Genomic DNA, 15,412 nt, shown 5'->3' with positions numbered 1-15,412 from the left:
GCCCGAAAGGCGGACGGGCGGCGCGGACTGACGCGCCGCCCGTCCGCCTTTCCGTGTCCGCCCAGGGTGGGCGTGTATCTTCCGGGCCGAGAGTCTTCGAAGGGACCAATCCGGTGAACAAGAAGTTTGCGGCCGCAGTGTCCGGCGGTGCGGTGCTGATGCTCGTGCTGTCCGGATGCGGCGGCGAGGACGACGGGCAGAAGAAGACCGACGCGTGGGCCAAGAAGGTCTGTGACGCGTGGGGACCCCAACTCAAGAAGATCGAAAGTTCCAACGTCGACATCAAGCGCGTGGCCACGGAGAGCAGCAAGCCGGAGGAGGTCCAACAGACCGACTCGGCGGCGTTCCAGGTCATGTCCGAGGCGTACAAGTCCATGGGGACCGCTCTGACCGGAGCGGGAGTTCCGCCGGTCAAGGGCGGCGAGGAGACGCAGAACGCCGCTGTCCAGGGCTTCGCGGCGACCTCCAAGGGCTACGCCGACCTCAAGGTGAAGATGGACGCCCTCGACGTCAAGGACCAGACGAAGTTCGCCGAGGGCCTCAAGGAGGTGGCCGGTGGACTGGAGGCGGCGACCCAGGGCGGCAAGCAAGCCCTGGACAAGCTGAAGACGGGAGGCCTGGACAAGGCGATGAACGGTCAGCCGGGCTGCCAGGTCCAGACGACGACGGCCGGTTAGCGCGGAGGCGGCGGGCCGGTGGGTGACCCCGCCCCGCCGCCGTCGCGTGCGCGGACGCACGTCGACCGGGGCGGGCGGGGTCCTCGACGGACACCGCCCGCCCCGTCGGTGTTTCCCGCCCTGTTCCGCCCCTGATCGTCCCGATCGCGGCCTGATCGCGGTCCGGGGCTGCCCGATCGGGGTCCGGGCGCGTGGTGCGCACCGAATGCCCGGGGTGGGCCGCCGCGATTGCCGGGGGCAGCGGCCACAATGGACGCGTGAGTACCACCAGCCTTCCCTCGCCCGACCGTGCCGCCGCGCTCCGCGCCGCCCTGCTGGCCGCCGGCTTCACCGCCGACGGGCTGCTCGACCTGCTCGGCGCCCCCGCCTACGCCGCGTTGGCCCGCAGCGAGACCGTCCCCGCCCTGCGCGCCACCCGGGGCCGCGCGGACGACCCGCTCGCCGGCCTGGTCCGGCTGTTCCTGCTCCGGCAGCCCGTGCCGTACGGACACGCCCGCGCGGCGCTGCCCGTCGACGCGGCGCTGGAGGACGGGTGGCTGCGGCGGGAGGGCGACGAGGTGTACGCCACCGTCGACGTGCGCCCGTACGGCGGACCGGACGGCGAGGACTGGTTCATCGTCTCCGACCTGGGTTGCGCCGTGGGCGGGGCCGGCGGCATCGGCCGTCGTGAGGAGGGAGTGGTGCTGGGAGTGGGTGGCGCCTCCACGACTTTGGCCGGAATCACCGTCCGCGTCCCCGTGGGCTCGGCGCTCGACGTCGGCACCGGATCGGGCATCCAGGCCCTGCACGCGACCCGGCACGCGACACGGGTCACGGCCACCGATGTCAACCCGAGGGCCCTGGAGTTCACCCGTTTGACGTTGGCGTTGTCCGGGGAGGCCGAGGCCGAACTGCTCGCCGGTTCCCTCTTCGAGCCGGTCGGCGACACCACCTACGACCTGATCGTGTCGAACCCGCCCTTCGTGATCTCCCCCGGCGCCCGCCTCACGTACCGCGACGGCGGCATGGGCGGAGACGACCTGTGCCGGACCCTGGTCCAGCAGGCCGGCGAGCACCTGAACCCGGGCGGGTACGCGCAGTTCCTCGGCAACTGGCAGCACGTCGAGGGCGAGGACTGGCACGACCGGCTCCGCTCCTGGGTGCCGCGCGGCTGCGACGCGTGGATCGTGCAGCGCGACGTGCAGGACGTGACGCAGTACGCGGAACTGTGGCTGAGGGACGCGGGCGACCACCGCAGCGATCCCGCCGAGTACGAGCGCCGCTACGCGGACTGGCTGGACGAGTTCGAGGCCCGCAAGACCAAGGCGGTCGGCTTCGGCTGGATCACGCTGCGCCGTACGGACGCGGCCGAGCCGTCGATCGTGGTCGAGGAATGGCCGCACTCGGTGGAGCAGCCGCTGGGCGAGGCCGTCCTGGCGCATTTCGCCCGCCAGGACTACCTGCGCGAACACGACGACGCGGCGCTGCTGTCGGGGTACTTCGTCCTGGCCGAGGAGATCGTCCAGGAGCAGGTCGGCGCGCCCGGAGCGGAGGACCCCGAGCATGTCGTGCTCCGGCAGAACCGCGGAATGCGCCGGGCCACGAAGGTGGACACCGTCGGGGCCGGGTTCGCCGGAGTGTGTGACGGCTCACTCAGCGCGGGCCGGATTCTGGACGCCATCGCCCAGCTGATGCAGGAGGACCCGGTGGTGCTGCGGGACCGGACCCCGGAGGCGATCCGGATGCTGGTGGAGCAGGGCTTCCTGGATCCCCTGCGCGATCCCGCGCCGTAGGCCCGGGGCGGGCGTGGCCGGCACGCGGCGCGCGCGACCGGGCGGCGGCGTCGATGTCGAAGCCGTGATGTAACCCTGGGTTCGCCTGCCGTACCTCCTCGGCCGGCAGGCTCCCGGGAAGTGGGATCCGGGGGGATCCCCGAGCGGCCCGGAAGCAAGGGGGGAACGGCATGGAACGCGGTCCGGCGATCTTCTCCGCGCTCGTGTTCCTGCTGTTCGGAGCCGCTCTGCTCGGCTGGACGGGAGCGCGTGCGCTGCACCGTGCGCCGGTGGCCGAGGGCGTACGCCCCGCCGTCGCCGTGCCCCTCGCGCTCCTGTCCGGAGCCGGCTCGCTGGCCCTCGGCGTCTGGTGCCTCCACCGGTTCTGAGGCGGCCGTCCCGGAAGATGTTCCCCGAGTGGGAAACCCGACGTCGCAAGGGCCGGCGGTGGTGCGCGGGCCGGGGCCAGACGGCCCCCAGGCCACTCTGGCCGGTGACCGTGAGGGGTCCGCCGTGGCATCCGGGCGGCAGAAACGGCACTTGTCGGGTTACCGTTCGAGTGGCCGTTGCGGGCTTGTGCCGTTTGACACGGGTGCGGGTTGTACCGTCACACTCCGCAGCGTCGCCGTACCGCGACCGAGTGCCGACCGGAGAGAAGAGCCAAGTTGTCCCCGACTAGCGAGACCGCAAAGGGCGGCCGCCGACTCGTCATCGTCGAGTCCCCTGCCAAGGCGAAGACGATCAAGGGCTACCTCGGCCCGGGATACGTCGTCGAGGCGAGCGTCGGGCACATCCGCGACCTCCCCAGTGGCGCGGCCGAGGTTCCCGACAAGTACACCGGCGAGGTCCGTCGCCTCGGCGTGGACGTCGAACACGACTTCGCGCCGATCTACGTCGTCAACGCGGACAAGAAGGCCCAGGTCAGGAAGCTCAAGGAGCTGCTGGCCGAGTCCGACGAACTCTTCCTCGCCACCGATGAGGACCGCGAGGGCGAAGCCATCGCGTGGCACCTGCAGGAAGTCCTCAAGCCCAAGGTCCCCGTCCACCGGATGGTCTTCCACGAGATCACCAAGGACGCGATCCGCGACGCCGTCGCCAACCCGCGCGAACTCAACCAGCGCATGGTCGACGCCCAGGAGACCCGACGCATCCTCGACCGCCTCTACGGCTACGAGGTCTCGCCGGTCCTGTGGAAGAAGGTCATGCCGAAGCTGTCGGCGGGCCGCGTCCAGTCGGTGGCCACCCGCCTCGTCGTCGAGCGGGAACGCGAGCGCATCGCCTTCCGTTCCGCCGAGTACTGGGACTTGACCGGCACCTTCGGCACCGGCCGGGCCGGTGACGCCTCCGACCCCTCGACGCTGGTCGCCCGCCTGAACACGGTCGACGGCAAGCGCGTCGCCCAGGGCCGTGACTTCGGTTCGAACGGCAAGCTCAAGAGCGAGGTCCTGCACCTCGACGAGGCCGGCGCCCGGGCGCTCGCCACCGCGCTGGAGAGCGCTTCGTTCGCCGTCCGCTCGGTCGAGTCGAAGCCGTACCGTCGCTCCCCGTACGCCCCGTTCCGCACGACGACGCTCCAGCAGGAGGCCTCGCGCAAGCTCGGCTTCGGTGCGAAGGCGACGATGCAGGTGGCACAGAAGCTGTACGAGAACGGCTTCATCACCTATATGCGTACCGACTCCACGACGCTCTCCGACACCGCGGTGAACGCGGCGCGGGCGCAGGTCACCCAGCTCTACGGAGCCGACTACCTGCCGGAGAAGCCGCGCGTGTACGCCGGCAAGGTCAAGAACGCGCAGGAGGCGCACGAGGCGATCCGACCCTCGGGTGATCGTTTCCGCACTCCGGCCGAGACCGGCCTGACCGGCGACCAGTTCCGTCTGTACGAACTCATCTGGAAGCGGACCGTCGCCTCCCAGATGAAGGACGCGGTCGGAAACTCCGTGACCGTGAAGATCGGTGGACGCGCCGCCGACGGCCGTGACGCCGAGTTCAGCGCGTCCGGCAAGACGATCACCTTCCACGGCTTCATGAAGGCCTACGTCGAGGGCGCGGACGACCCGAACGCCGAGCTCGACGACCGTGAGAAGCGGCTGCCGCAGGTCGCCGAGGGCGACGCGCTGTCGGCCGAGGAGATCACGGTGGACGGCCACTCGACCAAGCCGCCGGCCCGGTACACCGAGGCCTCGCTGGTCAAGGAGCTGGAAGAGCGCGAGATCGGCCGTCCCTCGACCTACGCGTCGATCATCGGCACCATCCTCGACCGCGGCTACGTCTTCAAGAAGGGCACGGCCCTCGTGCCGTCCTTCCTGTCGTTCGCCGTGGTCAACCTGCTGGAGACGCACTTCGGCCGGCTCGTCGACTACGACTTCACGGCGAAGATGGAGGACGACCTCGACCGCATCGCGCGGGGCGAGGCCCAGTCCGTGCCGTGGCTGAAGCGGTTCTACTTCGGCGCCGAGGACGCGTCCGAGGTCGTACCGGCCGACGGCGACCACCTCGGCGGTCTCAAGGAACTCGTCACGGACCTCGGCGCCATCGACGCCCGGGAGATCTCCTCCTTCCCCGTCGGCGAGGGAATCGTGCTGCGCGTCGGCCGCTACGGGCCGTACGTGGAGCGCGGCGAGAAGGACGCCGAGGGCCACCAGCGGGCCGACGTCCCGGACGACATGGCTCCCGACGAGCTGACGGTGGAGTACGCGGAGGAACTCTTCGCGAAGCCGAGCGGCGAGTTCGAGCTGGGCACCGACCCCGTCAGCGGGAACCAGATCGTCGCGAAGGACGGCCGCTACGGGCCGTACGTGACGGAGATCCTGCCCGAGGGCACGCCGAAGACCGGCAAGAACGCGGTCAAGCCGCGGACGGCCTCGCTGTTCCAGTCGATGAGTCTGGACACGGTCACCCTGGACGAGGCGCTCAAGCTGATGTCCCTGCCCAGGGTCGTCGGAGCCGACGCGGAGGGCGTGGAGATCACGGCCCAGAACGGCCGCTACGGCCCGTACCTGAAGAAGGGCACGGACTCGCGGTCCCTGGAGACCGAGGGCCAGCTGTTCTCGATCACGCTGGACGAGGCGCTCGCCATCTACGCGCAGCCGAAGCAGCGCGGACGGGCCGCGGCCAAGCCCCCGCTCAAGGAACTGGGCACCGACCCGGTGAGCGAGAAGCCGGTGGTGGTGAAGGACGGCCGCTTCGGTCCGTACGTGACGGACGGCGAGACGAACGCGACGCTGCGGCGGGACGACGACGTCGAGACGATCACGCCGGAGCGCGGCTACGAACTGCTCGCCGAGAAGCGGGCGAAGGGGCCGGTGAAGAAGACGGCCAAGAAGGCCCCGGCGAAGAAGGCGCCCGCCAAGAAGGCCACGACGACCGCCAAGAAGACGGCGGCCAAGAAGACGACGACGGCGAAGAAGGCCACGGCGACCAAGAAGACGGCCGCGAAGAAGACGGTGGCGAAGAAGGCGACGACCGCTCCGGCGGCGTCGGACGACTAGCCGCGGCCGGCCGCCCGGGGCTGCCGGTCGTCGAAGGGCCCCCGCGCATGCTGCGCGGGGGCCCTTCGGGTTCTCCCGGAGGGGTGGGCGCGGGGCCGGGTGGAGGGGTGGGCGCGGGGTCACACCCGGGGTTGTCCACAGGCCTCCGCAGCCACGAAGCACAGCGGATAGGCTGGGCGGATGACGCGAGCCGAGCAGCCGACGGTCGTGACCGACACCGAGACCGCCGACGAGAACACCACCTACGACGAAGCCCTGGCCGCGGACTCCCGCGAGCGTGCGGTGCGTGCCCTGCTGCGCACCCCCAGACTGCGGCGTTTGTGGAGTGCCCAGTTGGTGAGCGGCATCGGCGATGCCCTCGCCCTGTTGGTCCTGGTGTTGCTCGCCTTTCAGGCGGCGGTCTCCGAGGAAACCTTCGGGGACGGATACCGCGGAGCGGCCCTGGCCGTCGCGGCCGTGTTCGGGGTCCGGGTCGTGGCCACCGTGCTCTTCGGGGCCGTGCTGCTCGGGCCGCTCGCCAAGCTGACCGCCCCCGGGGGCAAGCTCGACCGCCGCTGGACGATGGTCGGCGCCGACGGGGTGCGGATCGCACTGTTCGTCGTCGCCCCGCTCTGGCTGGACTGGATCCCGGCGCACGCCATGACCGCGCTCCTGGCCACCGTCTTCGTGTCCGGGGCCGCCGAACGACTGTGGACGCTGGCCAAGGACAGCGCGGCTCCGGCCCTGCTGCCCCCGCCGCCGCCGGAGGGGGCGACCGTACGGCCGCTCCCGGACCACCTCGACACGCTGCGGCGCCTGACCCTGCGCACCGCCTTCGCGGCGCTGCCCGTCGCGGCCGCCGCACTGCTCGCCTCGACGCTGGTCGGCCGTGCGCTCGGCCTCGGCGTGGAATGGTTCGCCGCGAACCAGGCCGCCCTGGGGTCCTACGTGGCCGCCGGTCTGTTCGCCGCTTCCGTGTCGCTGCTGCTCCCCCTGGTGCTGCCCGGCACGAAGACCCCGCGCCCGCGCTCCCCGCTGGAGGGACTGCGCGCCCCCAAGGCAGGCGACCGTCCCGACAAGGGCCGTACGGGCGCCGTCCCGCTGCTCGTCCTGGCCTCCGCCGCCGTCGCCGGAGCGGTGGCCTCCGCAGCCTCCGTATCCGTACTGCACGGCTTCGACCTGGGCGGCGGACCCGCTTCGTACGCCCTGCTGGTCCTCGCGCTGGTCGGTGGCACCGGCCTCGGCATCCGCGCGACCCAGGCCGGCAAGATCCTTCCCGCCCTGTCGCGGCGCAGGCTGCTCGCCCTCGCCATAGCGGTGACCGGGCTCGCGCTGCTGCTCGTCGGGCTGGTCCCGGACATGGCGACCGGGCTGTTCCTGGCCCTGCTCGCGGGCACGTCCGCCGGTACCGCCGCCAATACCGCGCACACCCTGCTGGACCAGGAGACCGAGGAGTTCCGTCGGGCCCGGGTCACCGAGCACCTCCAGGCCGTCGTGCGGGTGGCCGTGGCCGTCGGGGCGGTGGCCGCCCCGCTGCTGGCCGCCGCGATCGGTCCGCACCGGCTGACCGGCGGCGAGGTCGTCTTCTCGCACGGCGGTGCGGCCTTCACCCTGATGCTGGTCGGCGCCCTGCTGCTGCCCGTCGCCGTGGTGGTGCTGACCAAGGCGGACGACCGCAGCGGAGTACCGCTGCGCCGCGACCTGCGCGAGGCACTGCGCGGTGGGGAACCGCTCCAGGCCGCCTCCGCCACCGGCTTCTTCATCGCCCTGGAAGGCGGTGACGGCGCCGGCAAGTCCACCCAGGTGGAGGCGCTGGCCGACTGGATACGGGGCAAGGGCCACGAGGTCGTCGTCACGCGCGAGCCGGGAGCCACCCCGGTCGGCAAGCGGCTGCGCTCGATCCTGCTGGACGTGTCCTCGGCCGGGCTGTCGAACCGCGCGGAGGCGCTCCTGTACGCCGCCGACCGTGCCGAGCACGTGGACACCGTGGTCCGGCCCGCCCTGGAGCGGGGCGCCGTGGTCATCTCCGACCGCTACATCGACTCCTCGGTGGCCTACCAGGGCGCCGGCCGCGACCTGTCCCCGACCGAGATCGCCCGGATCTCCCGCTGGGCCACGGGGGGACTCGTACCGAACCTGACCGTGCTGCTCGACGTGTCGCCGGAGACGGCCCGGGAGCGATTCACCGAGGCGCCGGACCGGCTGGAGTCGGAGCCCGCGGAGTTCCACCGGCGCGTGCGCTCCGGGTTCCTGACGCTGGCCGCGGCCGACCCCGGGCGCTACCTGGTGGTGGACGCGGGCCAGGACCCGGGCTCGGTGACCACCGTCGTCCGGCACCGCCTGGACCGGATGCTGCCGCTCTCCGAGCAGGAGATCGCCGCGCAGCTGGAAGCCCGACGGCTCGCCGAGGCCGAGGCGAAGCGCAAGGCGGAGGAAGAGGCGGCGCGCAAGGCCGAGGAAGAGCGGTTGCGCGTCGAGACGGAGGCCCGCAAGGCCCGCGAGGCCGAGGAGGCCCGCGTCAAGGCCGAGGCCGAGGCGGCGGAGGCCCGGCGGATCGCCGAGGCCGAGGCCGTCCGCAAGGCGGAAGAGGAGCGGCGGCGCGTCGCCGAGGAGGCCCGGGCCCGGGCCGAGATCGAGCGACTGCGCGCGGAAGCCGAGGAGAAGGCCCGCGCGGCGGAGGCCGAGCGGCTGCGCGCCCAGGCGGAGGAGGAGGCCAGGCTGCGCGCCGAGGCCGAGGACCGGCGGCTGGAGAAGCAGCGCCGTGCCGAGGAAGCCCTGCTCAGGGCCGAGGAGGCACGCCGGTTGGCGGAGGCCTCGGCCGCCGCCTCGGCGGCTCGGGCGGCTGCCCAGGCCGCCGCCGCTCCGCCGCCCGCCCCGGCACCCGCACCCGCCGACGCCCCGGCGGAGGCGCCCGCGCCGAAGGTTGGGATGCGCAAGGACCCGCACCCGAACGACGCCATCACGGTGGAGACCCCTGTGGTCAAGCGGTTCGTGCAGCCCGACGACGTCACCCAGACGGTGCCCGTGCCGAAGGTCGACCCGGCCGCGGAGACCTCGGTGCTGCCGCCGGTCCGTGACGCGGGCCCGGCCGACGGTCCCGCTCGATCGGCGTCGGCGTCCTCCGGTCAGACCCCGTCCGCCTCCCGGCCGACGGCCCGCCGACCCCAGGAGAACCCCGCCGACCGGGTGCCCTCGGACATCTTCCGGGAGTCGGGGCACCGCGGCCGGGGCGCGAACCCGGACCGCGAGGACGACGTGACCCGCGAGCTTCCCGTCGTCGACGACGAGGGGCGGCCGCGTCGGGCGCCGTCGGACTGGGCCGAGGCGACCCCGATGGACGACCTGCCGACCCTGGCGGACGAACTGCTGGGCTCGCGCAAGGACGACGAGGACGACGAGGACCGCCGGGGTCGCCGCCGCTGAGCGGGCCTCGGCCCTCGGCCCTCGGCCCCGGCCTGAGTGGGCGCTGACAGCGCTGACGGTGCGCGAGACGCCGGAGGTGCGGGTGGTGCGGGCGCCGTCGGTGTCAGTGCCGTCCGTCAGAATGTGCACAGGTACGCACGGACAGTGAAAGGTGGTGGGCGGGATGCCCGTATGGGACGACCTGGTGGGTCAGGAGCGCGTGCAGACGCAACTCGCCGCCGCCGCCCGTGACGCCGACGCGCAGGTCACGGCCACGTCGGACGGGACACCGCTGCCCGCCGGGTCCAGGATGACCCACGCCTGGCTGTTCACCGGCCCGCCGGGATCGGGGCGGGCCACCGCGGCCCGCGCCTTCGCGGCGGCCCTCCAGTGCACCAGCCCCGACCGCGCCCTCGGCGGGGAACCGGGCTGCGGCTTCTGCGACGGCTGCCACACCACGGTGATCGGGACACACGCCGATGTGGAGATCGTCCGTACCGATCTCCTCTCCATCGGTGTGAAGGAGACCCGGGCGCTGGTCCGCCGGGCCCAGTTGTCGCCGGCCGTCGGGCGTTGGCAGGTCATCGTCCTGGAGGACGCCGACCGGCTCACCGAAGGCGCCGGCAACGTCCTGCTCAAGGCCGTGGAGGAACCGGCCCCGCGGACGGTGTGGCTGCTGTGCGCGCCCTCCCTGGAGGACGTGCTGCCCACCATCCGCTCCCGCTGCCGGCACCTGACCCTGCGCACTCCACCCGTGGCCGCCGTCGCCGAGGTGCTGATGCGCCGTGACGGCATCGAGCCCGCCCTCGCCGCCGCGGCCGCCCGTGCGACGCAGGGCCACATCGGCCGGGCCCGCCGACTGGCCACCGACGAAGCCGCCCGATCACGGCGCAACGCCGTGCTCAGACTGCCGCTCCGGGTGAACGACGTGGGCGACTGCCTCAAGGCCGCCCAAGAACTCGTCGACGCCGCCGCCGAGGACGCCAAGTACCTCGCCGAAGAGGTCGACACCAAGGAGACCGAGGAACTGCGGGCCGCGCTCGGGGCCGGAGCGGGCGCGGGCAGCAGGATGCCGAGGGGGACCGCGGGCGTCATGAAGGAGTTGGAGGACCGGCAGAAGCGCCGCCGCACCCGTACCCAGCGCGACAGCCTCGACCTGGCGCTCACCGACCTCACCGGCTTCTACCGGGACGTGCTGGCCCTCCAACTCGGCTCGGGCCTCGCCATCGCCAATGAGGAGATACGGGCCGACCTGGACCGGATCGCCCGGGACTCGGGCCCGGAGCGCACGCTGCGGCGCATCGAGGCGATCATCGGCTGCCGGGAGGCCCTCGACCGGAACGTGGCCCCGCTGCTCGCCGTCGAGGCCATGACGATGGCGCTGCGCGCGGGCTGACCCCCGAGGCCGGGCGGCGCCGGCGGGTGTTGGTCGACCGCCGTTCGTCGTCCGCCGTCCGTTGACCTGTTCACCCGTACGAGCGTTCCTGCGCGGCCGCCGGGACTCTCCCGGCCCGCGCCGGGCGGTGGCCCGTGCCCGGCGCGGCGGTCGGTCGGCCCGGACCGGCGGGCCCGGCCGGGTGCTCCGGCAGGCCTTAGGCTCGCCGCATGGACACCAGTCGCCTGCTGCGCACCACCGGAACCGTGATCGCAGCCGCCGGGCTGCTGCTTGCCGGGTGCACTTCGGAGGGTTCCGGGGGAACCCGCGCCTCCGCGTCCTCGTCCGGGAACACGCCGAAATCCACGGCCGGCACGGCCGCGCCGGGGGCCGTCCCGGCCGCGCTGCGTCCGTACTACGGGCAGAAGCTGAGCTGGCGCGACTGTGGTGTCCCCGGTTTCCAGTGCTCCACCATGAAGGCACCGCTGGACTACGCGAACCCCGGCACCCCCGGTTCGGCGCAGTCCATCGACATCGCGGTGGCCCGCCGCGTGGCCACCGGCCCGGGCAAGCGGCTCGGTTCGCTCGTCGTCAATCCGGGCGGGCCCGGCGGGTCGGGCATCGGGTACCTCCAGGCGTACGCGGGCATCGGCTACCCGGCGGCCGTGCGGGCCCGGTACGACATGGTGTCCTTCGACCCGCGCGGGGTGGAGCGCAGCAGCCCCGTCGAGTGCCTGTCCGGACCGGAGATGGACCGGTTCACCCAGGTGGACCAGACGCCGGACGACAAGGCCGAGCAGGCCCTGCTGGTGGCGGCGTTCAAGAAGTTCGCGGCGGGCTGCAAGACGCGCTCGCAGCGGGTCCTGCCGCACGTCTCCACCGTCGACGCCGCACGCGACATGGACATCCTCAGAGCGGCGCTGGGCGACGAGAAGCTGTCGTACGTCGGGGCCTCGTACGGCACGTTCCTGGGGGCCACGTACGCGGACCTCTTCCCGGGCCGGGTCGGCCGGCTGGTCCTGGACGGGGCCATGGACCCGTCCAGGCCCGCGCTCGAACTCAACCGGGACCAGACGGCCGGGTTCGAGACGGCCTTCCGGTCCTTCGCCAAGGACTGCGCGAAGCAGCCGGAGTGCCCGCTCGGCTCGGGCGACCCGGACGCGGTGGCGCAGCGGCTGAACGAGTTCTTCCGCAAGCTGGACGCCCAGCCCGTGCCCTCGGGAGACCCGGCCCGCCCCCTCGGGGAGTCGCTGGCGACGACCGGGGTGATCGCCGCGCTGTACGACGAGAGCGCGTGGCCGCAACTGCGCGAGGCGCTCACCTCCGCGATGAACGGCGACGGGGCCGGCCTGCTGGCGCTCGCCGACAGCTACTACGAGCGCGAGGCGGACGGCACGTACGCGAACCTGATGTTCGCCAACGCCGCCGTGAACTGCCTCGACCAGCCGCCTGCCTTCTCCGGTCCGGAGGCGGTCCAGGCGGCGCTGCCCTCCTTCGAGAAGGCCTCCCCGGTCTTCGGCGCGGGGCTGGCCTGGGCCTCGCTGAACTGCACGTACTGGCCGGTCAAGGCGACCGGGTCGGCGCGGGCGCTGGAAGCCAAGGGCGCCGCACCGATCGTGGTGGTGGGCACCACCAGGGACCCGGCGACCCCGTACAAGTGGGCGCAGTCCCTGGCGGGGCAGCTCGACTCGGGCACGCTCCTGACGTACGACGGCGACGGGCACACGGCGTACGGACGCGGCAGCGACTGCATCGACACGGCGATCAACACGTACCTGCTGGAGGGCAAGGCACCGAAGGACGGCACCAAGTGCTGACGGGCCCGCGCGCGGCACATCGACCTTCTGCGGGTGACCATTTCAGCCGGGTTTGTGGGTGTTTCCTGAGCCCCGGACAACCCGGTTCAGGGCACCCGGTTTAACCCTGTAGACTTGGCGCCGCTGCTGATGAGAGCGTCCCTTCGGGGGAATTCTCGTCTCCCAGCGGTGCCGCCTTAGCTCAGTTGGCCAGAGCAACGCACTCGTAATGCGTAGGTCTCGGGTTCGAATCCCGAAGGCGGCTCTGTAGAAGCCTCAGGACTCACTCGCCGTGACCTGGGGCTTTTGCTTTTTCCGGGGGCGGGCGGCGCATGCGGCGGCTGGGGACCGCGATCCCGTGCGTGAGCATCCCTCGCGGGAGCGGAGGGGAGCGTTCTGCTCGGTGGGTTTCTTTCGCGTGGTCATGCGGCCCCCTTTCTGCTGCGTGGGCGCGAGTGGCGTGCCCAACGCCTGCCGTGCCGTGTACGCATGGTCCGTTGGAGCGCCGGGCGCCGGTACAGAGGCCGGTGGGGCGCGGGTTGATCTCCGCCGCTCCGACCACGTGTGGGGTGTGCCGCCCGCGGACTAGGGTCGTCCGCGAGGAACGGACGAGGGAGAACAGACATGCACGGTCAGCCGGCGGAGCACGCCACCCGGTCCCCGCAGGAAGGCGCCGGGGTCGTCCTGCGCGTCGCGGGCGAGGCGGACGTCCCGATCGCCGCCGAGTTGTTCCGCGGTTATCTGGACTTCTACGAGGTGACCGTCGAGGACCCCGACCAGCCGCGCGCCTTCCTCGCCGAACGCATCCGCAAGGACGAGTCGCTCGTCCTGCTCGCCGATGTCCCGGAGATCGGAACGGTCGGCTTCGCCCAGGTGTACCGCACCTTCTCCTCGCTCTCCATGCGGCCCATCTGGATCCTGTACGACCTGTACGTGGCCCCGGCCGGCCGGCGTACCGGCGCGGGCCGGGCGCTGCTGCGCGAGGTCCTGCGCCGCGCGGCCGAGGCCGGGGTCGCAGGCGTACAGCTGGAGACCGCATACGACAACCACATCGCCCAGGGGCTGTACGAGTCGGAAGGGTTCGAACGCGACGCGTTCCACGTCTACTTCCACGGCCTCGACTGACCCGCCCCCGCCCCCGCTCCCGAGCGGCAAGGCCCGAACGGCCAACGCCCCGAACGCCCGTCGTGCCGGCCGTGTTTCACGTGAAACATCGCCGTGGGGCGCTCACTTCGCGTCGGCGTAGCACTCCACGACCGCCGTGGTGAACGGGAACCGGACCGGCGTGTCGCCGAAGGCGATCCGCCCGGCCCGGTCACCGGCCGCGCGGATGGCCTCCGCGACGGCCTCGGCCTCCTCCACCGGGCAGTGCACGATGACCTCGTCGTGCTGGAAGAACACCAGCTCGGCCCGCATTCCGGCGGCGGCGATGGACTGCCGCAGCGCCGCGAGCAGCAGCAGCGCCCAATCCGCCGCACTGCCCTGGACGACGAAGTTCCGGGTGAACCGGCCGCGCGCGCGGGTGTTGGTGGAGGCGTAGCTCGGGGTCCAGCCGTCGTCCCGGTCCTGCGGCATGCCTGCCTCGCCGTCCGGGTCCGTGTCGGCGACGGAGACCGGAGGCGGGCAGGTCCGGCCGAGCCAGGTCCGTACGAGCCGCCCCTCCTCGCCGGCCCGGGCGGCGTCGTCCACGTACGCCACGGCCCGGGGGAAGCGGCGCCGGAGGGCGGCCAGGTTCTTGAGGCCGTCGCCCGAGGTCTGCCCGTACACCGCGCCGAGGACGGCCAGTTTGGCCATGTCCCGGTCCCCGGAGAAGCCCTGCCGGGAGATGGCCGTGTAGAGGTCCTCGGGACGGCCCGCGACTTCCATGAACGCCGGGTCGCGGGAGATCGCGGCCAGCACTCGGGGCTCCATCTGGTCGGCGTCCGCGACGACGAGCCGCCAGCCGGGGTCCGCGACGACGGCACGCCGGATCACCTTGGGGATCTGCAGGGCTCCGCCGCCGTTGGTGACCCAGCGGCCGGTCAGGGTGCCTCCGGGGATGAACTCGGGGCGGAAGCGGCCGTCGTGGACCCAGTCCGCGAGCCAGGACCAGCCGTGGGCGGTGTGGATCCGGTACAGCTTCTTGAACTCGACCAGCGGTTTCACGGCCGGGTGGTCCAGTTCCTGGATTTCCCAGCGGCGGGTGGACTTGAGCTTGATCCCGGTCTCGGCGAAGGCCTTGATGACGTCGGCGGGCAGATCGGGGCGCACCCGGCGACCGAACGCGGCCGACACCTCGTCGGCCAGCTCGGCGAGTCGGCGGGGCTGCCCGCTGCCCGCGTACCGCTCGCCGAGCAGCTCGGTGAGCAGGGCGCGGTGCGTGTCGGCCCGCCAGGGAAGCCCGGAGCGGTGCATCTCGGCGGCCACCAGGAACGCGGCCGACTCGGCCGTGGTGAGCAGCCGCATCCGGTCGGGGTGGGCGGTGGCGTCGTGCCGTTCCACCTGGTCGGCGTGGACGGCGAGCAGGGCGTCCAGCGGGACCGGGGCGGGCTGCGGGTCGAAGAGGGAGTCCTGGGCACCGGGTTCGGCGGCCCGCTGCGGGGGATCCGGCGGAACGGGCCGGCCCTCCAGCCGGGCCCAGGCTGCGGCGGCCGAGCGGGGCTCGCCGAAGCGGCCCTCGTGGCGGAGCAGCAGCAGTTCGGCGTTCTCGATGTCGTAGCACCGCTCGATGCGGACCCCGGCGGCGAGCAGGCGCGGATACACGGCGGCGGTGGACCGCCATACCCACCGGGTGCCGTCCGGCGCCGCCCGTACGGCCTCGGCGACCTGCCGCGCGCGCACCGCCGACGCCCCGGCCGTCAGGGCCCCGCCTCGCCCACGTGGTGGTGCTGGAGGCGGAGGACGCGGTCGCGCACGAGAGCGACCCCGAGGGCTGGGTGCTCTCCCTCGCCGACCTGGAGGC

The 15,412-nt window shown here is 72.8% G+C and carries 9 protein-coding genes and 1 tRNA gene; 9 read left to right on the top strand and 1 reads right to left on the bottom strand.

Features of this window, described 5'->3' with window-relative positions; genetic code table 11:
* Positions 1–113 precede the first annotated feature (113 nt).
* The 9 genes from ADK55_RS08620 to ADK55_RS08580 all read left to right on the top strand — a co-directional run bounded on the left by ADK55_RS08620 (position 114) and on the right by ADK55_RS08580 (position 13,596).
* Entirely contained in the window at positions 114–677 is a 564-nt protein-coding gene (locus ADK55_RS08620; RefSeq protein ID WP_053676887.1) for a hypothetical protein, read from the top strand.
* 257 nt (positions 678–934) lie between these two features.
* On the top strand, positions 935–2,449 hold the full coding sequence (locus ADK55_RS08615) for a DUF7059 domain-containing protein (RefSeq protein ID WP_053676886.1): 1,515 nt from the start codon (positions 935–937) through the stop codon (positions 2,447–2,449).
* Between the two features lie 170 nt (positions 2,450–2,619).
* Complete coding sequence (locus ADK55_RS08610; protein WP_053676885.1) at positions 2,620–2,817, top strand: hypothetical protein; 198 nt, start codon at positions 2,620–2,622, stop codon at positions 2,815–2,817.
* Positions 2,818–3,093: 276 nt separating this feature from the next.
* Positions 3,094–5,919, top strand: coding sequence for a type I DNA topoisomerase (gene topA, locus ADK55_RS08605; RefSeq protein WP_053676884.1), 2,826 nt, complete (start codon positions 3,094–3,096; stop codon positions 5,917–5,919).
* A gap of 180 nt (positions 5,920–6,099) precedes the next feature.
* On the top strand, positions 6,100–9,321 hold the full coding sequence (gene tmk, locus ADK55_RS08600; protein WP_053676883.1) for a dTMP kinase: 3,222 nt from the start codon (positions 6,100–6,102) through the stop codon (positions 9,319–9,321).
* Positions 9,322–9,484: 163 nt separating this feature from the next.
* Entirely contained in the window at positions 9,485–10,696 is a 1,212-nt protein-coding gene (locus ADK55_RS08595) for a DNA polymerase III subunit delta' (protein WP_053676969.1), read from the top strand.
* 209 nt (positions 10,697–10,905) lie between these two features.
* Positions 10,906–12,492, top strand: a complete 1,587-nt coding sequence (locus ADK55_RS08590; protein ID WP_053676882.1) for an alpha/beta hydrolase — start codon at positions 10,906–10,908, stop codon at positions 12,490–12,492.
* Between the two features lie 170 nt (positions 12,493–12,662).
* Positions 12,663–12,736, top strand: a tRNA-Thr gene (locus tag ADK55_RS08585).
* A 359-nt stretch (positions 12,737–13,095) separates the two neighbouring features.
* Complete coding sequence (locus ADK55_RS08580; RefSeq protein ID WP_053676881.1) at positions 13,096–13,596, top strand: GNAT family N-acetyltransferase; 501 nt, start codon at positions 13,096–13,098, stop codon at positions 13,594–13,596.
* A 102-nt stretch (positions 13,597–13,698) separates the two neighbouring features.
* Here the strand turns inward: ADK55_RS08580 and ADK55_RS08575 are convergent, their stop codons facing one another.
* Positions 13,699–15,291 carry a bifunctional 3'-5' exonuclease/DNA polymerase gene (locus ADK55_RS08575; protein ID WP_234349960.1) on the bottom strand — a complete coding sequence of 531 codons (1,593 nt, stop codon included), beginning with the start codon at positions 15,289–15,291 and terminating at the stop codon, positions 13,699–13,701.
* Between the last annotated feature and the right edge of the window lie 121 nt (positions 15,292–15,412).

Source organism: Streptomyces sp. WM4235 (genome assembly GCF_001279725.1).
Taxonomy (GTDB): Bacteria; Actinomycetota; Actinomycetes; order Streptomycetales; family Streptomycetaceae; genus Streptomyces.
The sequence above is the reverse complement of the archived record's forward strand: the minus strand, read 5'-3'. Positions and strand labels throughout refer to the sequence as shown.